General features: G+C 41.0%; 23 protein-coding genes. 19 read left to right on the plus strand and 4 right to left on the minus strand.

Annotated elements, in window-relative coordinates; translation table 11 throughout:
• The first annotated feature begins 44 nt into the window (after positions 1–44).
• Together OQ279_RS04335 and OQ279_RS04340 are read left to right on the plus strand one after the other, a co-directional pair.
• Positions 45–902 (plus strand): SdiA-regulated domain-containing protein, encoded by an 858-nt coding sequence (locus OQ279_RS04335; protein WP_266068590.1) that lies wholly within the window; start codon positions 45–47, stop codon positions 900–902.
• 3 nt (positions 903–905) lie between these two features.
• Positions 906–1,616: a TVP38/TMEM64 family protein gene (locus OQ279_RS04340; RefSeq protein WP_266068591.1), complete on the plus strand. Its 711-nt coding sequence runs from the start codon at positions 906–908 to the stop codon at positions 1,614–1,616.
• 233 nt (positions 1,617–1,849) lie between these two features.
• Here OQ279_RS04340 and OQ279_RS04345 read toward each other — a convergent pair whose 3' ends face one another.
• Positions 1,850–3,133, minus strand: coding sequence for a dipeptidase (locus OQ279_RS04345; protein WP_266068592.1), 1,284 nt, complete (start codon positions 3,131–3,133; stop codon positions 1,850–1,852).
• A 242-nt stretch (positions 3,134–3,375) separates the two neighbouring features.
• Between OQ279_RS04345 and OQ279_RS04350 the strand changes: the two genes are divergently transcribed.
• The 12 genes from OQ279_RS04350 to OQ279_RS04405 all read left to right on the plus strand — a co-directional run bounded on the left by OQ279_RS04350 (position 3,376) and on the right by OQ279_RS04405 (position 14,697).
• Positions 3,376–3,774 (plus strand): hypothetical protein, encoded by a 399-nt coding sequence (locus tag OQ279_RS04350; RefSeq protein ID WP_266068593.1) that lies wholly within the window; start codon positions 3,376–3,378, stop codon positions 3,772–3,774.
• Positions 3,775–3,972: 198 nt separating this feature from the next.
• On the plus strand, positions 3,973–4,488 hold the full coding sequence (locus OQ279_RS04355; protein WP_266068594.1) for a GNAT family N-acetyltransferase: 516 nt from the start codon (positions 3,973–3,975) through the stop codon (positions 4,486–4,488).
• A gap of 123 nt (positions 4,489–4,611) precedes the next feature.
• Positions 4,612–6,498, plus strand: coding sequence for a S9 family peptidase (locus OQ279_RS04360; RefSeq protein WP_266068595.1), 1,887 nt, complete (start codon positions 4,612–4,614; stop codon positions 6,496–6,498).
• Positions 6,499–6,628: 130 nt separating this feature from the next.
• Positions 6,629–6,976, plus strand: coding sequence for a hypothetical protein (locus OQ279_RS04365; protein WP_266068596.1), 348 nt, complete (start codon positions 6,629–6,631; stop codon positions 6,974–6,976).
• 91 nt (positions 6,977–7,067) lie between these two features.
• Complete coding sequence (locus OQ279_RS04370; protein WP_266068597.1) at positions 7,068–7,541, plus strand: hypothetical protein; 474 nt, start codon at positions 7,068–7,070, stop codon at positions 7,539–7,541.
• A gap of 180 nt (positions 7,542–7,721) precedes the next feature.
• Complete coding sequence (locus OQ279_RS04375) at positions 7,722–7,856, plus strand: hypothetical protein (protein ID WP_266068598.1); 135 nt, start codon at positions 7,722–7,724, stop codon at positions 7,854–7,856.
• A 64-nt stretch (positions 7,857–7,920) separates the two neighbouring features.
• Positions 7,921–9,753 carry an ABC transporter ATP-binding protein gene (locus OQ279_RS04380; RefSeq protein WP_266068599.1) on the plus strand — a complete coding sequence of 611 codons (1,833 nt, stop codon included), beginning with the start codon at positions 7,921–7,923 and terminating at the stop codon, positions 9,751–9,753.
• A 141-nt stretch (positions 9,754–9,894) separates the two neighbouring features.
• Entirely contained in the window at positions 9,895–10,365 is a 471-nt protein-coding gene (locus tag OQ279_RS04385) for a hypothetical protein (protein WP_266068600.1), read from the plus strand.
• 10 nt (positions 10,366–10,375) lie between these two features.
• Complete coding sequence (locus tag OQ279_RS04390) at positions 10,376–10,924, plus strand: 2'-5' RNA ligase family protein (protein ID WP_266068601.1); 549 nt, start codon at positions 10,376–10,378, stop codon at positions 10,922–10,924.
• A gap of 122 nt (positions 10,925–11,046) precedes the next feature.
• A complete protein-coding gene (locus OQ279_RS04395; RefSeq protein ID WP_370866495.1) occupies positions 11,047–12,186 on the plus strand; it encodes a hypothetical protein in 1,140 nt (379 codons plus the stop codon).
• 31 nt (positions 12,187–12,217) lie between these two features.
• Positions 12,218–13,843 carry a BCCT family transporter gene (locus tag OQ279_RS04400; protein ID WP_266068602.1) on the plus strand — a complete coding sequence of 542 codons (1,626 nt, stop codon included), beginning with the start codon at positions 12,218–12,220 and terminating at the stop codon, positions 13,841–13,843.
• A complete protein-coding gene (locus OQ279_RS04405) occupies positions 13,840–14,697 on the plus strand; it encodes a universal stress protein (RefSeq protein ID WP_266068603.1) in 858 nt (285 codons plus the stop codon). The genes OQ279_RS04400 and OQ279_RS04405 overlap by 4 nt, the downstream gene beginning before the upstream one ends.
• 2 nt (positions 14,698–14,699) lie before the next feature.
• Here OQ279_RS04405 and OQ279_RS04410 read toward each other — a convergent pair whose 3' ends face one another.
• Complete coding sequence (locus tag OQ279_RS04410) at positions 14,700–15,383, minus strand: site-2 protease family protein (RefSeq protein ID WP_266068604.1); 684 nt, start codon at positions 15,381–15,383, stop codon at positions 14,700–14,702.
• Positions 15,384–15,580: 197 nt separating this feature from the next.
• Here OQ279_RS04410 and OQ279_RS04415 point away from each other — a divergent pair, with 197 nt between their 5' ends.
• From OQ279_RS04415 to OQ279_RS04435, 5 genes are all read left to right on the plus strand, one after another.
• Positions 15,581–17,545, plus strand: coding sequence for a monovalent cation:proton antiporter family protein (locus OQ279_RS04415; protein ID WP_266068605.1), 1,965 nt, complete (start codon positions 15,581–15,583; stop codon positions 17,543–17,545).
• Between the two features lie 105 nt (positions 17,546–17,650).
• Positions 17,651–19,336 (plus strand): formate--tetrahydrofolate ligase, encoded by a 1,686-nt coding sequence (locus tag OQ279_RS04420; RefSeq protein WP_266068607.1) that lies wholly within the window; start codon positions 17,651–17,653, stop codon positions 19,334–19,336.
• Positions 19,337–19,639: 303 nt separating this feature from the next.
• A complete protein-coding gene (locus tag OQ279_RS04425) occupies positions 19,640–21,097 on the plus strand; it encodes a RimK family ATP-grasp domain-containing protein (protein ID WP_266068608.1) in 1,458 nt (485 codons plus the stop codon).
• Complete coding sequence (locus OQ279_RS04430; RefSeq protein WP_266068609.1) at positions 21,094–22,314, plus strand: carboxylate-amine ligase; 1,221 nt, start codon at positions 21,094–21,096, stop codon at positions 22,312–22,314. Before OQ279_RS04425 ends, OQ279_RS04430 begins: the two co-directional genes overlap by 4 nt.
• Before the next feature lie 42 nt (positions 22,315–22,356).
• Complete coding sequence (locus OQ279_RS04435) at positions 22,357–23,040, plus strand: N-formylglutamate amidohydrolase (protein WP_266068610.1); 684 nt, start codon at positions 22,357–22,359, stop codon at positions 23,038–23,040.
• 8 nt (positions 23,041–23,048) lie between these two features.
• Here the strand turns inward: OQ279_RS04435 and OQ279_RS04440 are convergent, their stop codons facing one another.
• On the minus strand, positions 23,049–23,462 hold the full coding sequence (locus OQ279_RS04440) for an OsmC family protein (RefSeq protein WP_266068611.1): 414 nt from the start codon (positions 23,460–23,462) through the stop codon (positions 23,049–23,051).
• 172 nt (positions 23,463–23,634) lie between these two features.
• Positions 23,635–24,513, minus strand: coding sequence for an AraC family transcriptional regulator (locus tag OQ279_RS04445; RefSeq protein WP_266068612.1), 879 nt, complete (start codon positions 24,511–24,513; stop codon positions 23,635–23,637).
• Positions 24,514–24,575: the final 62 nt, after the last annotated feature.

The following is a 24,575-nucleotide window of genomic DNA, read 5'->3' on the forward strand; positions in this document are numbered from 1 at the left end:
TTCTACCCGAGTATTAATTTTTCTACTTTTAAACAATGAAAAGAATGGGACATAATAAAACGGTATTCCTTATTACCACTGGTCTTTTGCTATTATCGGCAGCTTTTATATTCACTTATGAGAAAGAGGTCGAAGAATACCAGGCCAATATTTCTAAAGATATAACCATAGACCAAACCTGGGATTTGCCACCTCAACTGGCTGAAGTTTCGGGAATTGCATTTTTAGGTTCTAATAAGATTGCCTGTGTGCAGGATGAAAAAGGAAGCATCTTTATTTATAACCTCGATAATTCGGCGATTGAAAAAGAAATTCAATTTGCAGCAAATGGCGATTTTGAAGGTATAGCGATAAAAGAGAATACGGCATATATTCTTGAAGCTAACGGAAAAATTTACGAGGTAGAAGATTTTATGAATACAGCACAGGTGAAAACCTTCGATACGTTTTTTACTGAAGAAAATGATATGGAAGGATTATTCTATGATGAAGCTGAAGACAGGCTTTTGCTTGCTGTAAAGGTTCTTGACCCCAATTCTGAAGATCAAAAAGGTATTTATGCCGCCCAGTTACCTTCTATGGAAGTGAATAAAGCGCCGGTGTTCACCCTGACTTTTGAGGAGGAGATCTTCAACGAGATTAGAGAAGAGAAAAGAGGAGAATCATTTTTTCCTTCCGAAGTTGCAATACATCCTAAAACCGGAGAAATTTTTATTCTTGAAGCCCGGGAGCCGAGGTTATTAATTTTAGATGCATCGGGAACTCCCAAAGAATTCCACCTGCTCGATCAAAAAGCATTTCCGCAGCCCGAAGGCCTTGCTTTTGACAGTTCAGGGAATTTGTATATCTCCAGTGAAGGTGAACCGGGAACCATTCACCGTGTAACCATAACATCTAAATAATTTATGCCCGATCCTATTGAAACCCCTTCTGTAAAGCAGAGTAAAGCCCCTTTATATATTTCCCTTGCGATTGTTGTGGCACTTGTACTAAGTTATTTCTTTATACCGCAGGTGCAGGATTTTCTAAATAACGGCTGGGATGTGCTTACCAGTGGCGATAAGCAGCGTACGCAGCAGTGGGTCTCTCAATTCGGGTGGTTTGGGCCGGTGGTAATTATCATAACCATGGTGTTGCAAATGTTCCTGTTGGTGATTCCCACTCCTTTGCTCATGGTAGTGACCGTACTGGCTTACGGGCCATGGGCAGGAGCAGCCATCCTGTTTGTCGCTGTTTTCCTGGCTTCCAGCATCGGTTATTTTATTGGAAGCTATTTTGGGCCTGTGATCGTGGAGAAAGTGGTGGGGCATAAAACTGAAAAAAAGATATCAGATTTTATTGACGATTACGGCTTCTGGACGGTAATTATTGTCCGGCTAAGTCCTTTCCTCTCTAACGACGCCATTAGTTTTGTAGGCGGAGTCTTAAGAATGGGGTACTGGAAATTCATTGGCGCCACCATGCTGGGTATATCACCCCTCATAGTCTTTATTGCTTATTTGGGAGGAGATTATGAGCGTCTCAAAACGGGTCTTATCTGGACGTCTATAATAAGTCTTGTTTTGTTTATAGCCTTTGTTTATTGGGATAAAAAGGTGAGAAAGTCAAAGGCTTAAGATCTTTTTACCTCTCAAAAATGGCATTTTTGAAGATGATCTTTTCTGAAGTTATAGAGCTATTTCCTGTAGCCCTTCTTCTGCTGAAGTCAGCTTTAAAACCACCTGTTTTCAGAAATATTTGAATGTTTCTATTTTCGAGATTCCTTTTTTAAATAAAAAAACTGCCTGAAACAGCCTTTTAGGTATTAAAAAGGGCAAATCTCAGGCAGTTTTTGTTCCGTAGTATTTTTTTACTTCGTTTGAAGACTTTGAGCCACGGCCTGTACTTCGTCAAGTACCCGCAGTAAGTTCTCGCCCCAAAGTTTAGCTATCTCTTCTTTGGTATAGCCTCTTTTGACTAACTCGAGAGTCACATTTAAAGATTGAGAGGCATCACTCCAGCCTTCTATTCCGCCGCCGCCATCAAAGTCTGAACTAATCCCCACGTGGTCTATTCCAATTTTCTCAACCAGGTAATCTACGTGGTCTACAAAATCTACTATGCCTACCGGTGGAACTTTTTCTTTTAATTTTTTGATTTTTGGCTCGGCCAGTTTTCTCATTTTTCTGAAATCTTCGTAGTAGGCACTGCGCTTTTCCTCTTCCATTTGCCATACTTCAGTACGGGGCAGGAGCTCAAAACCTACTTTTTTACCTACTTCAGCATAAACCTTATTCACCGCAGCATCATAAGCATTGTTCTTTTCGGTATTGAGATAAGCGTCAAAAGCTACTGTTTGAATCACCCCGCCGTTCTCTTTTAACCACTGCAGCTGCTCATCATCAAGGTTTCGGCTGTGGTTGCACAAACCTCTTGCCGAAGAATGTGAAGCAATAATTGGAGCTTTAGACAGCTCGATCATTTGGCGCATAGATTCTTTAGAAGGGTGCGAAACGTCTATCATCATGCCCAGGCGGTTCATCTCCTTTACAACTTCTTTCCCCAAATCACTTAGCCCGCCATGTAGCCACTCATTATTAGCTTCGCCGGTGTTTGAATCACAAAGCTGGCTGTGCCCGTTATGAGATAAAGACATATAGCGCGCGCCCAGATCATAGAATTTCTCAACGTTTTGTAGGTCTGTCCCAATAGGATAGCCATTTTCAACGCCAATCATCGCCACTTTCTTTCCCTGTGCAACCAATTTGCGAACTTCGGCACTGGTGGTGGCCAGGCCCATCTGTTCTGGAGCTATATCTTCTACAAGCCGGTGAATGGCCTCAAATTTTGCGAGCGCTTGTTTAAGCGCCGTCTCGTAACCTGCAGCGTTAAGTTCTTCCTGCCCGGTATAGACAATCAACCAGGTGACATCAACCCCTCCTTTTTCCATTTTTGGCAGGTTAACCTGGGTGTCAAGATCCTGGGTGTAGTTTGTTTCGGCAGTAAAATTATTTACATTAATATCGTTGTGGGTGTCTATTGTAATTACTTCATGGTGGATCTCCTGAGCCTTTTTTAAAAGGTCATCATCAGTAGATTGTGCACTTGCAGCAAAGGCCGCGAAAAATACAAGCAGGTATTTTTTTGAGAACATAAAAATTTGGATTTAGTTTGAATGGCTCAAAATACTAATTTATTTTCTCTTGTGATTTGGGAAGCTTTAGGAGTTGTAAGACTACTGAAGTTCGATATTCCCATGTTATTGTATTCTACTGTTTTGAAGATCTTGATGCAGGTTTTTCCCTATTGATTCGGATATTTATTTTGTTATTTATACCTTGTTAAAAATTTAACAGGAATTACTGAGTCCGAAGTAACACTTTAAAAGTGCAGGTCATGAAAATTAGATATTGCAAAAGCGTCATCAGGAACAACTACGGGTACGGCCTTACCATGATTGGGTTAGGTTTTTTTGCTGTTTACATCAATAGCAGTTCAGTATTTAGCTATTTATGGATCTTTTTGGGGATCCTTCAGGCAGGTACATCTTATTACCGCCAAAAATATCAATACCTCACCATACGCGAAGACCGGCTTATAAGGCATACTATTATCCCTAAGAGCATTGCTTTATCAGATATCAAAAGGGTGAGGCGGTATATGGATAGCTATAAAATTGAAACTCACAACGAATCAATGCGTATCGAGAAGCATTTCATAGAAACTGAATCCTTGCAAAAGCTCAATCTTTTTCTGAAAGATCTAAACCCAAAGGTTTCTCCGCATCTTAGGTAATATTCGTTGTTTTATCACTTCGGAAATTTTTTCCTTCTGAAGATTTCTTCTGAAGTGGAAGCAGTTATTTCTGAAGTTTTTTCTGAATGTAATAGCGCCAAAAGCGGAATTCGAGCCTACTGAAGTATTTCAGCAAACTACCGGCTGAAAAATCTGAGTAAACTATTCAAAAATGACAAAAATCCCTTCTGTTTTTTCATGAGACCTGTTTCCTTATATGAAACTGAGAGGCTTTATCTAAGGCCTGCCGGGAGAGAAGATGCCGCTTTTATTTACGAGCTTCTCAACACCCCAAAATGGCTTGAACACATTGGAGATCGAAATATTACCAGTATTGCAAAAGCAGAAGAATACATCGTCGAAAAAATGCTGCCGCAGCTCGAAAAATTGGGTTTTACCAATAACGTTGTGATTCGCAAAGCCGATGGGGCAAAGTTGGGTACTTGCGGCCTCAATGTCAGGAACGGCTTTAGTGATCTCGATATAGGTTTTGCCTTTTTACCCCAATATGAGCAACAGGGCTATGGATTTGAAGCTGCATCGGGCCTCTTAAGGTTTGCAAAGGCAGAAATCCCTCAATTTAAAATCACCGGTATAACTTCTAAACAAAACTTCGCTTCTCAAAAGCTGTTGGAAAAACTGGGAATGCAGTGTGCTGAAGAAATAAGCTTTCCAGGAGAAGAGGAAAAGGTATTGCTGTTTCGCCTTCGGTAATTGGTTGCAAGGAATTTTTCACCTCTCTACATCAGGCTTTTTTCTTATTTTTAACATATCAATTTAACGGCTTTTACCCCATAAAGTTCCCGGGGGAATTTCCCGGTATTAATAAATTCAAACATGAAAAACTTATTTATCCTTCTATTGTTTATAGCCTTCGGCTTTAGCGCTAACGCCCAGGTAATGACCCCCGAGAAGCTGTGGTCTATTGATCGCGTATCGGGCGTGGGATTGACAGAGGATGGCAAAAGTGTCATTTTCAGGACCCGATCTTATGATATGGTTGAAAACCAAGGCACTTCAGAAACTTTTGTAATCCCGCTAAAAGGAGGAGAGCCGGTTGCCGTCAAAAGTATCGACAGCATTTACAGTGACGGAAAAACTTCACCTACAGGGGAATGGAAGATCATTCCGAAGCAAGTGGAAGTGGAGCCTGTTACAGGAGAAGATTTCTACCCCGATCTAAAAAAATCTGACGTATATATTTATGACGACCTCAATTATCGGCATTGGGATACATGGGAAGATGGGCATTACAGCCATTTATTCCTTCACAATACTTCAACCCAGGCAGAGATCGATATCATGGAAGGCGAACCTCACGATACTCCTTTGCAACCTTTTGGAGGCCCCGAAGATTATATCTGGAACAATGATGGCACAAAGGTGTACTACGTGTCTAAGAAGCTTAAAGGAAAAGATTATGCCGTTAGTACAAATACCGACATCTATGTCTATGATATAGCTACAGGAACTACCGAAAATCTTACTTCAGAAAATAAAGGTTACGATACTCAGCCGGCATTTTCCAAAAATGGAGTTCTGGCCTGGCTGCAAATGGACGAACCCGGATATGAAGCCGATAAGAATGATATTATCGTGTTGAGAGACGGCCGCAAAATAAATCTAACCCAGCAGTGGGACGGAACAGTGAATAGCTTTTTATGGAGTAATGATGGCAAAAAGATCTATTTTCTGGCCCCTGTAAAAGGCACCCAGCAGCTTTTTGAAATTGATCCATTCTCCAAAAAAGCTTCTGAAGTTAAGCAGATCACGCAAGGTCAGTTTGATCTAACGGGAATGATAGGGCAATCGGGAAATATCCTGGTAGTCACCAGGACCGATATGAACCATGCAGCCGAAATTTATACGGTTAATCTCAAAACAGGAGACCTTACCCAGCTTACCCACGTGAACGATGAGTTTTATGACGGAATAAAAATGAGTTGGATTGAAAAGCGGATGGTTCCCACTACCGATGGGAAGGAGATGCTTACCTGGGTGATCTATCCTCCCGACTTTGATCCTAATAAAAAGTACCCCACCCTTCTTTACCTGCAGGGCGGGCCACAATCGGCTTTGTCTCAGTTCTATTCCTTTAGGTGGAACTTCCAGTTAATGGCTGCAAACGGATATATCGTGGTAGCACCAAACCGCAGGGGAATGCCCGGCCATGGCGTTGCGTGGAATGAACAAATAAGCGGTGACTGGGGCGGACAAAACATTCAGGATTATTTATCGGCTATTGATGCCGTAAGTAAAGAAGAATATGTAGATAAAGACCGCCTGGGTGCTGTAGGTGCAAGCTACGGGGGGTATTCCGTGTTTTTTCTTGCCGGAATGCACGAAGGCCGATTTAAAAGCTTCATTGCTCACGACGGAATTTTCAATACCCGCAGCATGTATGGTACTACTGAAGAACTTTTCTTCGTAAATAAAGATATGGGTGGCGCTTACTGGCAAGACCCTGTTCCCAAAGCCTATACCGATTTTAATCCGGTGAACTTTGTACAAAAATGGGATACACCCATCATGATCGTACAGGGCGGAAAAGATTTTCGCGTACCCATAGGGCAGGGGCTGGAAGCTTTCCAGGCAGCACAGTTACGTGGAATTAAAAGTAAATTGCTCTATTTTCCTATGGAAAACCACTGGATCTTAAATCCGCAAAACGCAATTGTATGGCAAAAGGAATTTTTCAAATGGCTTGAAGAAACATTGAAATAAAAAGTAAATAACTAAGCGCTAAAGTTTTTAGGAAAAGTTTTAGCGCTCAATTAAGTCTATAATTTTTAAAAGTTTTAACTTATTTATAAGAAACTTCAATACTTTTGCCTCCCGCAATAAATTACACATCATGAAAGCAAGAACCTGTCCTAACTGTGGTTACAAGTATTCCTTTTGGCTGCACCTTAAAAAGCACTTTTTTCAGAATGTGTTTTCCCCCTGGGAATGTAGAAATTGTGGTGCAGAACTAATTGTAGATGCCCGCAGGAGAATTTTACTTGCCGTTGTGGGAATTTTGCCCGCCGCAGCCCTGCCCATCCTTACCGATTTTTTTATGGGATATTACCTGGGCCGCACTGTAAGCATCACTGTTTCGGTGGTACTGGTTATCATTTGGGCTACCTTTATTTTCAGTCTTGATCATTTTTACCTTGCCGAAGCCGGGCCTGTAAATGGTGATAAAAAGAAAGGTGAATAACATTTTTGAGAGGTATGTTATGCCCGGCAGGAGGCATGGCTGTTTCCTCTAATTTTATCAGCATTAACCTCCTAAAAAGAGCACTCTCACTATGGAATATTTAACCCTGGCCCGTGTACTTCACGTCCTGGCAGTTGTTGTGTGGATAGGTGGAGTTTCTATGGTCACTACCGTAATCATTCCGGCGGTAAAGAGAATGAGTTCCAGGGAAGAACAGATGGAAACCTTTGAAAAGATTGAAGGAAGATTTTCGCTACAGGCAAAAATCACCACCCTGCTCACAGCACTTACAGGTTTCTATATGCTGCACCTTTACGGCTGGGAAAGACTGCTTGACCTGCGGTTTTGGTGGATTCACGCAATGATCCTGGTATGGATCATTTTCACCGTGATCCTTTTTATTCTTGAACCTTTCTTTTTACACAGGCTATTCAGGAAATACGCTGCAGAAGACCCCGAAAAGGCTTTTAGGATTATTCACCGCGCCCACTGGGTTTTACTGGTGTTAAGCCTTATCACCATTTTTGGAGCGGTGGCAGGCAGTCACGGCTGGTATTTTGTCTAATAATTTTTCTGAAATTTCTTCGGAATTTTTCCGTGATGTGATCTTCTGGGGTCTCAAAAATGGCATTTTTAAAGCTCTTTTCTGAAACTTCTGTGTTTATTATTTCTGAAAATGTTTTCCTTCAAGACTGAAATAAAAACTACTGAAGTAGAATGCTTCCGGAAGTGAAAAATGGGTGTTTTGAAGCAACAATTTAATCTAAATATTGATAAACTGAAGCTTTCCAGCTACTACAATCCTTCCGAAGTAGCTTTTAGTTCTACATTTTCAAATTTTCTTTCTCGCGAATTCCCTTCCTGTATTCCCGGAGTATAATCTGCCTCAAAAATGCTATTTTTGAGCAGGCTTAAGCCGTTACTTAACCTAATACTTTAATAATTTGCCACGACCCCAAAAATCGCTTGAACCCAATAAATTTAAATTCCGGGAGAGTTTTGCTTCCCTAAAATTTGTGCCGCGATTCTTCGGGGAGATCAGGAAAGTTAATCCGCGGCTTTTTTACCTGAATATTTTTCTTCGTCTTACAAATGCTGTATTGCCCGTGCTTATGCTTTGGGTGGGAAAATTGATCATTGACGAGGTGGTAGTACAAATAGCGGCAGATGTCAAAGACCTTGATCACCTATGGGCACTGGTGGCAGCCGAATTTGCCCTGGCCGTGTTATCTGATCTTTTTAGCCGTGGTATTAGCCTGAGTGACGCGTTATTAGGAGACCAGTATTCAATTAATACTTCAGTAAAGATCATCAGGAAAACTTCCGAAGTAAACCTTGATGAACTCGAAGATTCAGAATTCTACGACAAGCTTGAAAGGGCACGCCAGCAAACCACAGGTCGGGTTGGCTTGATGTCTAACATTCTTACCCAGGCCGAAGATATTATAGTGATCGCTACTTTACTGGCGGGAGTGGTGGTTTTTGAACCCTGGCTTATTATTCTGCTGGTAGTTTCTATCGTTCCCACCATGATCAACGAGGTTAAATTTAGCGGTACCAGTTATTCTTTGGCCAGAAGCTGGACGCAGGAACGGCGGGAGCTCGATTATTTGAGGTATGCGGGAGCCAGTGATGTGACCGCCAAAGAGGTGAAGCTTTTTGGCCTTTCAGACTATCTTGCCAACAGGTTCAAGGGATTGTCTGATCTTTATTACACCCAGAGCAAACAACTGGCGAAGCAGCGTGCCGGCTGGGGATCTTTTTTCAACGTTATTGGCACCACAGCTTATTATGGGGCCTATGTGCTGATTATCTTTAGAACCGTGGCAGGGGTTTTTTCCCTGGGGGACCTAACTTTTCTTTCCGGGTCGTTTAACCGGCTAAGACAAAAGCTGCAGGGATTTTTCACCCGCTTTACCGCAATCACCGAGACCGCACTATACCTTCAGGATTATTTCGAATTTCTTGACCTTTCCTATCACGAATCGGCTTCAGGAGGTAAAACTCCGCTTCCGAAGGAACTTAAAGAAGGCTTAGAATTCAGGAATGTAGGATTCAAATATCCGAAGTCTGAGAGGTGGGTGGTGAGGAATATCAATTTTAAGCTGAAAGCCGAGGAGAAGCTTGCTTTTGTTGGAGAGAACGGCGCCGGAAAAACGACACTTATTAAATTATTGCTTCAGTTCTACGAACCCACTGAAGGTGAGATCTTACTGGATGGCATTCCTGTAAAACAATTTGACAGGGCGGCTTATCAAAGGTACTTTGGTGTTATTTTTCAGGATTTTGTAAAATTTGAACTCACCCTCAGGGAAAACATTGCGATGGGCGAGATCACCAAAATTAATGACCAGGGCCGTATAGAAGGGGCGGCCGAAAAAAGCCTAGCAAACCAGGTTGTGAGTGAACTGCCTTTTGGATATGACCAACAGCTGGGCAAAAGGTTCAAGCAGGGAAAAGACCTATCTGGCGGCCAGTGGCAAAAGATTGCCATTGCCAGGGCTTATATGAAAGATGCCGAAGTCCTGATCCTCGATGAACCTACCTCGGCTCTTGATGCCCGTGCCGAAACTGAAGCTTTTGACAGGTTTATTAAACTTACCCGGGGCAAAACGGCCGTGATTATCTCTCACCGTTTTAGCACAGTGCGAATTGCCGACAGGATCATGGTCTTAAAAGATGGGGCTGTACTTGAGCTGGGAACTCACGAAGAACTTATGCAAAACAATAAGCTGTATTCGGAATTGTTCAACCTGCAGGCGGCAGGATATAAATAGTTTTTAATTGTACTACTTCTGAGGCCAACGCCACACAGGGTTTTAAAAAATAATTGCTGTTTTTTTATAAAAGAGGTGTTTTTAGAGTAACTTTCTTCTCAAATATGCGTCAAACAGGTAACAAGCGCATACTTTCAAAAAATGAGAATAGAGGAGGCCATTCAACGGTTAGACCGATACACGGCAGCACCGGGCACAACAGAGTCGGTAAAGATCAGGCAGCGTTTTAGTACCATCCTTCAGGAGGTGAAATACAAGAATTTTCCGCCAGAAAAATTGGCACCACTTGAACACAAGCTGGATATTATGTTCAAAGACATTAACCTGGAAGGAAATAATGGTGATGAGCAACTGCAGGCTCACCTTAAAAATCTGGTTAAATTTCTACGTACAGATTTTGGTTTGGTTCCCGAAGGCTATTGCGCCATGTTAGGCATGCGTGTAGGGCTGGCGGCAGGCTTCATTCTACTTTTATTGCTTTTCTTCTATACAGAATCAAGTTTTAAATATTACAGCCCTCTGGGAGGGTTGCTAATGGGAGTAATGATAGGATCGGCTTGTGACAGGCGGGAAAAAATGAAGGGTAAAACTTTATTGACCCGCATGGTATAAGCTTCCAAAAATGGCATTTTCAAGAGCTCTTTATTTTGTAGCCATCGTTCCTCCCACAGCAGTGAAAGAGCAGGTGAAGAATATGAAACTGGAGATCAAAGAAAAGTTTCAGGTTGCGCATGCACTCAAATTACCAGCCCATATCACTCTTATTCCACCTGTGTGGCTTTCAGAAGACCAGGAAACACAATTTATTACCCTTCTTAGATCGGTTTCACAAGATCAAAGCCCTTTTTGTATAGCCCTCAGTGATTTTGGGCATTTTAAACAGCGCACCATCTTTATCAATGTGGTAAACCATGAGCCTGTAAACAGTCTGCATGAAAACTTACTTCAGAAATTATCAGGATTACTACCTCCCAACCATCCGGAGAAGCTGCATCCTCATGTTACTCTAGCCACGCGGGATCTCACTTATCAGAAGTTTCCAAAAGTGTGGCAGGAGTTCAAAAATGGCATTTTTTCAGCTGAATTTCAGGTGGATGCGTTAACTCTCTTTAAACACAATGGAAAAACCTGGGACGTGTTGGAAGTTTTTACATTTTCAGAAAAGAATTGATTCTGTATCATTTTTCAGACATTTAAAGTCGTAGAACAGGCGTCTTAACAATATTTTATAGGCCTTTAAAGGTACTTTCCATACTATTCAACTTAATTTAGAGGTTCATTCAAAATTATTCCGTGAAAAAACCTCTACGAATTTTAATCTTTTTATTTTTCCTGTGGGGCTGCTTCTTTTCGAATCTTGTGCAGGCGCAGGAATCCCCTGAAGTCAAAATAGGGGGTGCATTACGTTTCAATTACAATCTTTCTTCCTGGAAACCCGAACAGAAAAGCAGGGGCGGAGACTTTGGCTACGACATGTTCAGGATCAATGCTGTAGCTGCATATCGTGGGATCTATGTGAATGCCGAATTCCGTCATTATTCTGAAGCTTTTGGCGGCGGAATGTTAAAGCAGGGATGGTTTGGTTACCGGTTTAATGAAGCTGAGGAGCTGCAGGTAGGCCTCACCCAGGTTCCATTAGGGATACAGCAATACAATTCCCACAACTGGTTCTTTAACCTTGGGTATTATATGGGACTGGAGGACGATCACGATATGGGAATAAAGTATATGAACCTGGGGGAGAAATGGGAATACCAGATAGCCTATTTTAAAAATGCCGAGGAGTTGAATTTTGGAGATGCTTCAGTGGTTTCTCCCAGCAGGTATTCTTATGACGTGGCGGGGAATAATAAGGAAGTGCATCAGGGAAATATCAAGCTGCTCTATAAATGGGGAGACAGTTTAAAGTCGCGACTTGGAGTTTCAGCCCAATACGGTGGACTCTATAATATCAATACCAAAAGAAAGGGAGACCATTACGCTTTGGCTGCGCATTATGAAGCCGATTTTAAGCAGTGGAATCTTAAGACCGAAGCCATGCTGGTTTCTCATAATCCCAATAATGCAGAAGGTGTTTCACGAGAGATCATTACCATGGCGGCTTATGGGGCTCCTTACGAAGTAGCTTCCGATTTCAATCTTTATACCCTTGCAATTGCCCGCGATGTGCCGGTGAGTTGGGGGCCGGTATCCAATTTACAGTTCTATAATGATTTTGGGTACATGCAGAAAAAGCCGGCTTCTTTTGAAGATTCATTTATGAATGTTACGGGAGTATTGATTTCAGCAGGTAACCTGTATACCTACGTAGATTATGCCGCCGGATATAACCATTCCTGGCTGGGCGGGAATTTTGTAAATGACTTTGCCGCAGGGAACCCCGATGCAAAGTGGGAAGCGAGGTTCAATATTAATTTCGGATATTATTTTTAAGTCCGGAGAGACGAATTAAAATTTAGAGACCATGGCAAAAAAGATCGTAAGAAGTGATGAAAGGAAATCTATAATGGGCCTCAACGTCAATGGTCCTGTGTTTTTCACTTCATCTATTATCATTATTATAAGTATAGCACTCACCCTTATTTTCGAGGAGCAGGCCGAAGGATATTTTAATGCTATTCAGGCTTTCGTTTCCAATAACGGAGGTTGGTTCTTTGTTTTATGCGTCAACATCTACTTAATATTTGTGCTGTACCTGGCCTTTAGTAAATTCGGAAATATTAAAATAGGCGGAAAGGACGCAAAACCCGAGTTCAAGACTCTCTCGTGGTTTGCCATGCTTTTTAGTGCAGGGATGGGTATTGGGCTCCTTTTTTGGAGTATCGCCGAACCTGTAACACATTTTATGAATCCGCCATTAACAGAGGGTGGCACGCCCGCTGCTGCGCAGGAAGCTATGAATTTCACTTTTTTACACTGGGGTTTTCATGCTTGGGGAATCTATGCTCTTGTAGGGCTTTCACTTGCTTATTTCACTTATTCCCACGGCTTGCCACTCACCATACGCTCAGTTTTTTACCCGGTTTTAGGCGATAAAATCTACGGAAAAAGAGGGGATCTCATTGATATATTTGCTGTTTTGGCTACTCTTTTTGGACTGGCAACTTCCCTGGGGCTGGGTGTACAGCAAATAGCAGCAGGGCTAGCCCATGTTTTTGGATTGGACAGCGGTATCATTACCCAGGTAAGCCTTATTGCGATCATTACGGCTATTGCCACAATTTCTGTTGTGCTGGGTGTAGATAAAGGCGTCAAATTCCTGAGTGAATGGAATATGAGAATAGCGGTCTTGCTGTTGCTTCTGGTGGTAGTACTGGGGCCAACAATCTTCATTTTTCAGTCTTTCGTTCAAAACACCGGAAGTTATTTCTATAGCTTTTTAGAAATATCATCCTGGACAGAAAGCTACACCGGCAATAACTGGCAAAACGCATGGACCGTTTTTTACTGGGGCTGGTGGATTGCCTGGTCTCCTTTTGTAGGGATGTTTATCGCCCGAATTTCAAAGGGGCGTAGCATAAAAGAGTTTATTCTGGGAGTGCTGGTTGTGCCTTCGCTTCTTACTTTTTTCTGGATCACAGCCTTTGGGAGTACCTCTATTCAGCAGGCACTTTTAGGAGACCAAACTATCATTAATGCTGTTGATGATAATGTGGCCACTGCGCTCTTTGTATATCTTGAAGACTTTCCTTTTTCGGTGGTATTAAATATTATCGGAGTCATTTTAATCGCAGGTTTTTTCGTCACCTCGTCAGATTCAGGTTCTTTGGTAGTAGACAGTTTAACCTCGGGAGGAAAAATAGATGCCCCTGTAGGGCAACGTATTTTCTGGGCAGTAGCCGAAGGTGCCATTGCAGCCGTACTATTAATAGGGGGAGGTTTGCAGGCGCTGCAAACAGCCTCAATAGTAACCGGGTTGCCTTTTGCTTTTATCCTGCTCTTCATGTGTTATTCCCTCTATATTGGCGTGCGGGATGAATACTTAAAATCTGAAGAGAAAAAGGCGCAGAAGGAATTAGAAAGTTATGAAGAAGTAATTTCAGATATTATCAAAAAAAGAGGAGGAACCCATAAAGAAAATCAGTCATGAAAAAGATCAAAAATATTCTTGTCGCCCTGGATCTTTCAGCTATAGATGAAAAACTAATTACCTATGCGTCTTTTATTGCTGAAAAGCTGCAGGCAGAGAACGTTTATTTTGTACACAATATCAAGAAATACGAGATCTCTGAGCTTTTTGAAGAACACCTGAAGGATGTGAACCTGGATGAGGTGATTGGGGATGAATTAAATGAGAAAGTAAAAACACATTTTTCGGCCTCTGCAAACTGGGAGGTGCTTATTTCTGAAGATCCTTACAGCGAATCCCTTCTCAAGTACATCGTTGACAAGTACAGTATCAATCTGGCTGTGGTTGGTAACAAGAAGCATGAGAAAGGAACAGGAGTAGTGAGTAGTAAACTGCTGAGGTTGCTGCGATGTGACCTTTTGGCTGTTCCTGCATCTGCCCATGAAAAAATAGAGGTTATTTGGGCAGGAACCGATTTTTCACAGGATTCCCGAAAAGTTTTCAGCAGAACCAAAGAACTGCAGGAGGGAGGGGACGTACTGCTGAAGGTGGTTCATGTTTACAGTGTGCCCGTACAATTTTCTCCATATGTTTCGCCCGAATCAATGGGGCCAAAAGTGGAAAAGCATGTGAAAGAAAAATTTGATAAATTCCTGAAGAAACTGAATTATTCCGAAAACATTGAGCCTCTCATTTTTATGGGAAGAGAATCGGGAGCAGCACAGAAGATACTTGCAAACCTTCGGAACTCGCCGGTAGACCTCCTTATGGTAGCAGATAAAGGAGGTAACACTTTTTCTCCTTTCGCTGTGGGTACCATGACCGAGGAATTGTTCAATGCAAACCTGAATGTGCCACTGTGGGTGGTAAAATAGTGCTATAAAGGGATTCGGGGATAATTCTGAATTTCTTTTTCATCATCTCCTTTAATCCTGATAATACGGCTGGGGCGATGCTCCTGAGCCAATTTTCGGGCTTTATCCAGTGCATCTTCTTCTTTATCAAAGGTCTGTATCAATTCATTACGGTGATTGAGGACCTCCCATTCTTTATCTTTAGCTTTACACTTTAGCCGATACGTGCGCTCCTTTACAACTTCTTTTTTATTCTTTAAAAGTTCAAGGATCACCTTTCCATCACTAAAATTTCCTCCCGGATAAAGCATGGGCAGGAGAGCAAAGAAAACATAGTACATGGAGAAATACGTGAATTGATAGGTAAGCATTCCTGCTTTTAAAACATCGTTCTCAACTAACAGGATCACTGCGATGGTACTAAGAAGATTAAAAAGAGCACCCCCCGAAAAAATTAAAATATTCGCCAGCTTCTCTTTGCGTTCAATATTCTCGAAGGTACAGAACCCATACCAGAAGTAATACTGTCTAATTTCCAATATTCCGTGATTAAAGACAGGTTTTCCACTTCCCACTACGATACGGATATTCTTTGCACCCATAAGCCAGGCAAAGAACACGTGCCCTGCTTCATGTAAGATTGAGATAAGGGGCAGTACCAGGAAAAATGCCAGCAGAAATTTTGGAATGTCGCTTATGCCAAACATCTAAAGATTTTTTGGAGATCATAATTTATAAAATTTGAAACCGTAGATTCTTAAATCCTATACAAAATTCCTGAAGCACAGGATTATACTTGCCATCATGGTTTTTTAAAACTTTATTTATCTCTTATTCATCCCCGATAAATCCCCTTTGTTAGGGCAGAATTCAATAAATTAGGCATTACAAAATTTGATTGAACATGCATTTTCCATTACTCCAGGACATTGTGGTACTACTTGGTTTCTCTGTAGTTGTTGTGCTTTTACTACAGCGATTAAGGTTACCATCGGTGTTAGGATTTTTAGTTACAGGGATTATTATTGGCCCCTTTGGCTTCGGACTTATTGAAAACCCTGAGCAAATAGAGATCCTTTCCGAAATTGGGGTGATCCTGTTGATGTTTGTTATTGGAATGGAACTTTCAATCAAGCAGCTTGCGTCCATGAAAAGAACTGTCTTTTTAGGTGGTTTGCTTCAGGTGGGATTGAGTATTATCGTAACTGCATTTATATTTTCTGTACTCGGCTTTTCCTGGAACGAGGCCGTATTCATGGGCTTCCTGTTTTCACTTTCCAGCACAGCAATTGTGCTAAAGATCTTGTATGATCGCAATGAGATCACTGCGCCTCATGGACGTATGGCTCTTGGAATCTTAATATTTCAGGATTTGATTGTGGTGCCAATGATGTTGATCACTCCCATGATGGCCGGAACTACAGGTGATCTTTACAATGAAGTGCTTCTTCTTGTTCTTAAAAGTGCCCTGGTATTAGCTTTGACCTATGTTGGAGCAAAATATTTGGTGCCGCGGGCCATGTACCTTATTGCCCAGACAAAAAGTAAGGAATTGTTTTTACTGGCTACCATCGCGCTTTGTTTTACAGTGGCTTTTATCACTGCATCTGCAGGACTCTCTCTTGCATTTGGAGCTTTCCTGGCAGGTCTTATTATCTCGGAGTCAGACTATAGTCACCAGGCTACAAGTACCATTCTTCCCTTTAGGGAGCTGTTCATCAGTTTTTTCTTTATCTCAATCGGGATGCTGCTAGACCTGGACTTCTTTATGAAAAATGCAGCGGTGATCATGCTTATGGTCGTGGTGGTATTTATATTAAAAGGAGGAGTGGTTTCCCTTACCGCAGCAGCCCTTAAATATCCTATAAGAACTGTATTGTTGACAGGAATGGCATTGTTCCAGGTGGGGGAATTTGCCTTTATCCTTTCCCGTATTGGTATAGAAAGTGGGCTACTTTCGGAGGAAATGAACCAGTATTTTCTTTCGGTTTCGGTGTTCACCATGCTCCTCACGCCTTTTGTTTTCCTTTTTTCGGGAAGGGCCACGAATTTTATTTTGAGAAAAATAGCACCAGGTTCTCATCGGACGGTTCCACTTTCCCGACAGGATGCTCAAGAGCCCGAAGATCACCTGCTTATAATCGGGTACGGGATCAATGGTGCAAACCTTGCAAAAGCAGCTAAGTATGCCGATATCCCGTATATGATTCTGGAACTTAATCCGCAGATCGTGAGACAGCAAAAGGCCAGGGGAGAACCCATAATTTATGGAGATGCTGTGCAGGAGCACATGCTTGAAGCTGTACATGTAAATAAAGCGCGTATTGTGGTTATTGCTATTTCTGATCCTCGCGCTACCAAAGCCATTGTTTCCAATATCAGGCATATTTCTCCTTCGGTGCATATAGTAGTAAGAACAAGGTATGTGAAAGAGATAGAAACTCTACTGGGGCTTGGTGCCGATGAAGTAATTCCCGAAGAGTTTGAAACTTCAATTGAAATCTTTTCACGGGTTTTAACCAATTTTCTTGTACCCCTCGATGAATTGGAAAATTTAATAGATTCGGTTAGAGCAGATAATTACCAGGTCTTCCAGTCCCACAAACGACTGCAGACTTTTAAATCTTCAACTATTCCCGATTTTAAGATAAGCTGTGTGAGAGTGATGGCAGATAGTGGTGCTGTAGTAGGAAAGACTATTGAAGAAGTTGATGTTAGAAAGAACTATGGGGTCAATATCCTCGCGGTTTCCCGAAAAGGGCAAATGATCAAAACGGTATTTCCCAACGTCAAATTACTAAGAGAAGACCTTGTATTTGTGAGTGGGGATCAGGAGCATATTGACTCTTTTTATAAAGCGGTCACCTGAAGCTAGCGAAAACGTTTGAAAAAAGTACGAAAACCTGATAGTGATCATTATTAGAGCAATAGTTTCATCATATTTTTGACCTGTAAATCTAAAGCCTGAAGGAATATGATGACAACTTCTCCACTCACCGATTTGGATATCGCTCATAAAATTCAATTAACCCCCATTACAGAAATAGCTCAAAAGCTTGGTCTTGATCCAGATGATATTGAGATGTACGGGAAATATAAGGCTAAGATACCGCTTCACAATATTGATCACGACAAAATAAAACAAAGCAATCTCGTTCTTGTTTCGGCTATTTCACCAACTCCTGCAGGAGAAGGAAAAACCACCGTCTCTATAGGTCTTTCAGAAGCTATGAACAGGATTGGCAAGAAAACCACTGTAGTGCTGAGAGAACCTTCATTAGGCCCTGTTTTTGGATTAAAAGGGGGCGCTACCGGAGGAGGGTATTCACAGGTCTTACCCATGGAAGACATCAACCTTCACTTTACCGGAGATTTTTCGGCTATTGAAAAAGCTCACAATCTTTTGGCAGCTCTTGTAGATAATAATATTCAGTCAAAAACAAATAATTTAGGAATTGATCCGCGGACGGTTTCCCTAAAACGGGTGATGGATGTTAATGACCGTTCCCTGCGGAATATTGTTATAGGACTTGGCGGAACAGGTTCAGGAATTCCCCGAGAAAGCGGGTTTGATATTACTGCGGCTTCCGAAATTATGGCCATCATGTGCCTTGCTGAAAACCTGGAGGACCTAAAAGGGCGTTTGGGAAACATATTTATTGGCTACACCTTTGATAAAAAAGCCATCTATGCCCGCGACCTCAATGCAGAAGGTGCCATGGCTACACTCTTAAAAGATGCACTTAAACCTAACCTGGTGCAAACCATAGAAGGGAATCCTGCCATAATCCACCTTGGCCCGTTTGCCAACATAGCTCAGGGAACTAATTCTGTGATCGCCACCCGCATGGGGATGAGTCTTTCTGATTATACAGTCACCGAAGCCGGATTTGGTTTTGACCTTGGTGCAGAAAAATTTCTGGATATTAAATGTCAAAGCGCAGACCTTACTCCCAAGGTTGTGGTAATGACCGCGACAATACGAGCTTTAAAATACCATGGTGGGGTACCTCTTTCTTCTCTCACTATTCCAAATGTAGAGGCTTTAGAAAAAGGATTGCCCAATTTAGAGAAACACCTGGAAAATGCCCGCCTGTTTAATATCACTCCTGTTATAGCCATAAATAAATTCTACAGTGACAGTAATGAAGAGATACAGGTGATCATAGACCTGGCTAAAAAACTGAATATAAAAGTTGCAGTTTCTGATGGCTGGGCAAAAGGAGGGGAAGGCGCTCTTGATCTCGCAAAAAAGGTGGTAGAAGCTATTGAAGAAGACCGTTCTAACTTTACACCACTTTATGATTGGGAAGATTCGGTTATGAATAAAATAGAGACCATTGCAAAAAAAATATATGGGGCCGATAGGGTTGAATACGCTGCAAAAGCAAGACGGGATCTAAAGACTATTTCCAATCTTGAATTAGATCATTTACCCGTTTGTATTGCTAAAACACAAAAATCATTGTCAGACAACCCCTTACTTATAGGAAGACCAACAGGTTTTACGCTAACCGTTAGGGAGATTGAGATCGCTGCCGGTGCAGGATTTTTAATCCCAATTACAGGAGATATGATGCGCATGCCCGGATTACCGGCACACCCTGCATCAGAGAATATAAATATAGATTTGGAAGGAAATATTTCGGGGCTAATATAGAGCAAGATCTGTTTGCTTCCATTGAATAAGAACCTTCCGGCCTTTCCGGGAGGTTTTTTATTGGTTCATATAGCTCTTTTTAGGCATTGAACTCTTTCAAACGTTCAGTTTTTTCAAACCCTCAATGTAATCTGCCGCAAAATGTTTGTCGGATAAAAATATTAGGTTAACAAATTATAAACCATTATTTTAAAGGTCTTCAAAAAGGAAGTTTTACTTTTAGTTAAGCTTTTTGAAAAAATATTCCGGCACCGAATTTTCAGAAGAATTTTGATATACCTTTGAATATATTTAAACCATTTAATGAAGAAATTTTTAGTTGTAAATAATCCCGAAAACTGGAACCTTGCACTTGAGAATATGGAGGTGATTTCGGCCAGGGACTATCTTACAAATCCTGAATATGCCCGTCTTAAAAAAGCACGTATTTTTAATTTATGTAAGGATTATTCTTACCAAAGTAAGGGGTATTATGTTTCACTTTTAGCTGAGGCTCGTGGTCACCTCGCAATTCCTACTGTGATGAACCTGGTAGATTTACGGGAACCAAAGCTTGTTAAGATCGTCTCAGATGAATTTGATGATCTTATTCAAAAAAGTTTAAAGGGAATTAAGTCAGCCGAGTTTACCCTTAGCATTTATTTTGGGCAGAATGTTGCTCAAAAGTACAGGGAACTGAGTGCTATGTTTCACCGGCACTTTCAAATACCATTTTTGAGAGTGAAGTTCTCTTACACCAACAGGTGGAATATCAAATCTATTAAAGCTTTATCTGAAGTAGAGATCCCCAATGAACACCGGGATGCTATGAGGCAGTTTGCCATACAGTATTTTGCAAAGAAGCGTTACGATACCCCTAAAAATGAAACTTTTGAGTACGATCTGGCAATTCTTGTGCAAGATCACGATCCTGCGCCGCCAAGTAATCCTAAAGCTCTAAAGAAATTTGTAGAGATTGCCGAAAAAATGAACTTTTATGTAGAGTTTGTCTCTCCAAAAGATCTTTCAAGACTGTCGTCTTTTGACGCCCTTTTTATCAGGCAAAGTACAGAGGTGAACAATGAAGCCTATGCTTTTGCCCGCAAAGCTCAACAGGAAGATATAGCCATCGTTGATTATCCCGATGCTATCCTTAAGTGCTGTAATAAAGTTTTTATGGCCGAAGCCCTTGAGAATTCAGGTATTCCCACTCCTAAAACTATCATTGTTCACAAAGACAACCGCAATAACGTTATTGAGAAGACCGGACTTCCGCTAGTTTTGAAATCACCTGATTCTACTTTTTCTTTTGGGGTGAAAAAAGCTGCTACTGCCGAAGAATATGAAAAACTGGTTGGGGAGATGCTTAAAAAATCTGAACTTGTAATAGCACAGGAATATACGCCTTCAGATTATGACTGGCGAATAGGTATTCTTGATGATAAACCGCTCTTTGCCTGCCGTTACTATATGGCCAAAGGCCACTGGCAAATCTACAACTGGAATGCCAGCAAAAAAGATGACCAGGAAGGTAATGCAGACGTAATGTCTATTGATGAAGTTCCAAAAAAGATCATGGATGTAGCTCTTCGTTCGGCAAGGCTTATGGGAAAAGGCCTCTATGGGATTGATGTAAAAGAAGTAAATGGAAAACCTCTTGTCATAGAAATCAATGACAATCCAAACATAGATTTTGGGGTAGAAGATCGTTTCTATGGTGATAAAATTTATACCGAAATTATTACTGCTCTTAAAAATCGCCTTGAAAAGAAATCGGAATGAGTTATCAGCTTTTTGAAGTTTACGGGATAGAACTGGAGTACATGTTGGTAGACGCTGCCACAATGAAAGTGAAGCCGGTTGTAGATAAATTATTGACCAAAAAGAATGGAGCTTTAACTTCGGATGTTGAAAATGGTAAGATAGAATGGAGCAATGAGCTTGTAGCACATGTAGTGGAATTAAAAACCAATGGGCCTACCGCCAATCTTGATACCCTGGATGATCTTTTTGCTGAAAATATTGGCGAAATCAACGATTTGCTCAAGGAATTTAATGCTAAACTGTTACCCACAGCGGCTCATCCTCTCATGGATCCCGAAACAGAAATGCAGTTGTGGCAGCACAACTACAGCAAAATATACGCACTCTACAATCGTATTTTTGACTGTAGGGGGCATGGCTGGAGCAATGTTCAAAGTATGCATATAAATCTGCCATTTTTGGGAGATGCAGAATTTGAGAAGTTACATGCTGCGGTAAGGATCCTGCTACCAGTAATTCCTGGATTAAGTGCCAGTTCGCCCATTTTTGAGGGAAAACTTACCGGCTTTAAAGATGCCCGGATGCATGTATATAAAACCAATCAAAAAGAAATTCCGGAGATGACCGGTAAAGTCATTCCCGAACAACTCTTTTCAAAAAAGGATTATTACAGCCGAATTTTTGAACCTATCAATAAGGCAATAAAACCACATGATACTGAGAATATTCTCGATCATCATTTTCTGAATTCAAGAGGAGCTATTGCCCGCTTTGATCGTGGTGCTATCGAAATAAGAGTGATAGACCTGCAGGAATGCCCAAAAGCTGATGTTGCCATAGCAGTACTCATCATTGAAGCCCTGAAGTTACTGGTTAGTGAAGAACTGGTGTCTCTGGAGGATCAAAAAAAGTGGCATGAAAATGCCCTTTTTGAAATCTTTAATGACGTGATCGTAGATGCTGAAGCAACTATCATTCAAAATGCCGCATTTGCTGATATTTTTGATTTACAGCCCGAAAGTTCTGTTAAAGATCTATGGAGTAGAATTTATTCACTTGTGAAGGAAAATATTTCTGAAAAACACCAGAAGAGTATCGAGTTTTTACTGCAGCACGGAAGCCTTTCTACAAGAATTCTTAAAACTTTGGATGAGAACCCATCTAAAGCAGAGATCACAAAAGTTTATGAGGAATTGGGGAATTGTCTTCAGGAAAACAGGTTCTTCGAGGTGTAACTACCAGTAATTTATTCTGAAATTAACCACTAAAACTAAGCTTTGAATCTTATACTAACCTGTGAACACGCCGGAAATGAAATTCCGCAGGAATATGAACAACTGTTTTCAGAAGCGCAGGAAGTGCTGGAGACGCACCGGGGTTATGATCCCGGAGCATTAGATCTATTCCAGGAGCTTTCGCCTTTGGCAGTTTTTAGGCAGGAATATATGATAAGCAGGCTTTTGGTGGAACCTAACCGTTCGCTGGGCCATCCGCAGCTTTTTTCAGAATTTACAGCCCAACTTCAGGAGGCTCAAAAAGAGCAAATTCTGGAAGATTTTTATATCCCATACCGGACTTATATTGAAAGCAGGATTGGCGATCTTATTTCAGCAGGCAAAGAAATTGTACATATTTCGGTTCATAGTTTTACGCCAGAGCTTAATGGGGAGGTAAGAAATGCTGATATTGGCCTGCTCTTTGATCCCGCCCGTAAGAGTGAAGTGAAATTCTGTGAAAGATTTGAAGAAAGTCTTCTTCAGCAGAATGAAAATTTGCGGGTAAGATTCAATTATCCCTATTTGGGGATTGATGACGGATTTACTACTTATCTGCGCCAAAAATTTCCGCAGCAATATTTGGGCATTGAGCTGGAGGTTAATCAAAAGTTTGTTCAAAATAATAAAATGGAAAAGCACTTCAAAAATGACATTTTTGAAGCGCTTTTCAGGTTAATGTCATAATTGGCCTCTTAACCGTTGAGGGTAGAGTCCAGGGTGATTTCTGAATTAAGTAATTTTGAAATAGGACAATTTTCTTTAGCGTGCTTCACCAGCTCATTAAATTTATCCTGCGAGATGCCGGGTACTTTTGCTGTGAGAATTAGGTGAGACTTCTTGATGGTTCCATCCTCAAAGGTGATCTCGCATTTTGTTTCAAGTTCAACCGGATTAAATTCTTCTTTACTAAGATTGGCCGAAAGCTGCATTGTAAAACAGCCGGCATGTGCAGCTCCAATAAGCTCTTCAGGATTTGTTCCTTTTTCATCTTCAAACCGGGTGTGAAAGGAATAGGGAGTTTTTTGCAGTACCTGACTTTGGGTAGATAAATTTCCTTTTCCTTCTTTGATTGTGCCGTTCCATACGGCTGTTGCTTTTCTTTTCATGCTTAGGTTTGGTTTTTAAGTGATTTCATATTTGTAACAAAGGAGTAGCGAACATGTTTACTGCTATGTTCTTTCATATACTTTGTTGAAATGGTCCACGATAGTAATTTTTTTCTGTAACTATTTTAGGACTTTTGAAGATACAATTTTCTCATTAAGAATTAGCCTGCAATCAGGTTAAAACTACCTTAAGTTCATTTCTGTAATGCGAAGGAGATTTTCCCGTAAACTTTTTGAACTGCTTATTGAAATGGCTGAAATTATTAAATCCACTTTCAAAACACACTTCGGTTATACTTACCTGTTTCTCATGAAGTAATTTGGCAGCGTGCACCAACCGGTACTCGTTTACGAATTGGGTAAATGTTTTCCCTGTAATTTTCTTAAAATACCTGCAGAAAGCCGGTACAGTCATGCTCACCTTACCGGCAACCTCTTCAAGGCCAATGGGACGTTGAAATTCTTCTTTTACAAAATTGAATATATTATTGATTCTATGATTGTCCTGAAGTTCGGTTTCCAGAAGGAACCCCTTTGCATTCAGCACAGAATATTCCGTAGAATTTTCCATTAGGTGTAAAATTTCAAGAAGTCCAAGAAGGCGTTGAAAAGGAGGTTTATTTTCAAGAGATTCCATTTTCTCTCCAATATCCTTTTTTGACTCCCCATAATAGACAATTCCCATGGTTGCCTTCTCAAAAAGTGCTTTTATGTTCTTCATTTCGGGGAGTTCGAAAAAACTATTTCCCAAAAAATCGGGTTTCATCTGTATCACGGTTTCGTTCTCGTTACCTGTAAGCCCATCTGTAAAGCCACAGTGAGGAAGATTGGAACCTATTAACATAAGATCCCCGTCACGATAGTAGGAGATGTGACTTCCAATCTGTCTTTTTCCTGATCCTTTATTCACGTAAACCAGTTCTATTTCTGGATGATAATGCCAAAAAGTATGTTTCCTGTTTTGGTGGTTCTTATTATAGGTTCTATACAAAATAGAACTTCCAAAAGCAGGTTCAATTTTTTCCAGTTCAGGTTTTACATTAATATTCATAAATAGGAGTAAAGTTTGAATGAAATTTAATCTGAATGAAAATACTCTACTTCTGCAAAATT

Origin of the sequence: Salinimicrobium profundisediminis, from assembly GCF_026241755.1 — a bacterium.
Lineage (GTDB): Bacteria > Bacteroidota > Bacteroidia > Flavobacteriales > Flavobacteriaceae > Salinimicrobium > Salinimicrobium profundisediminis.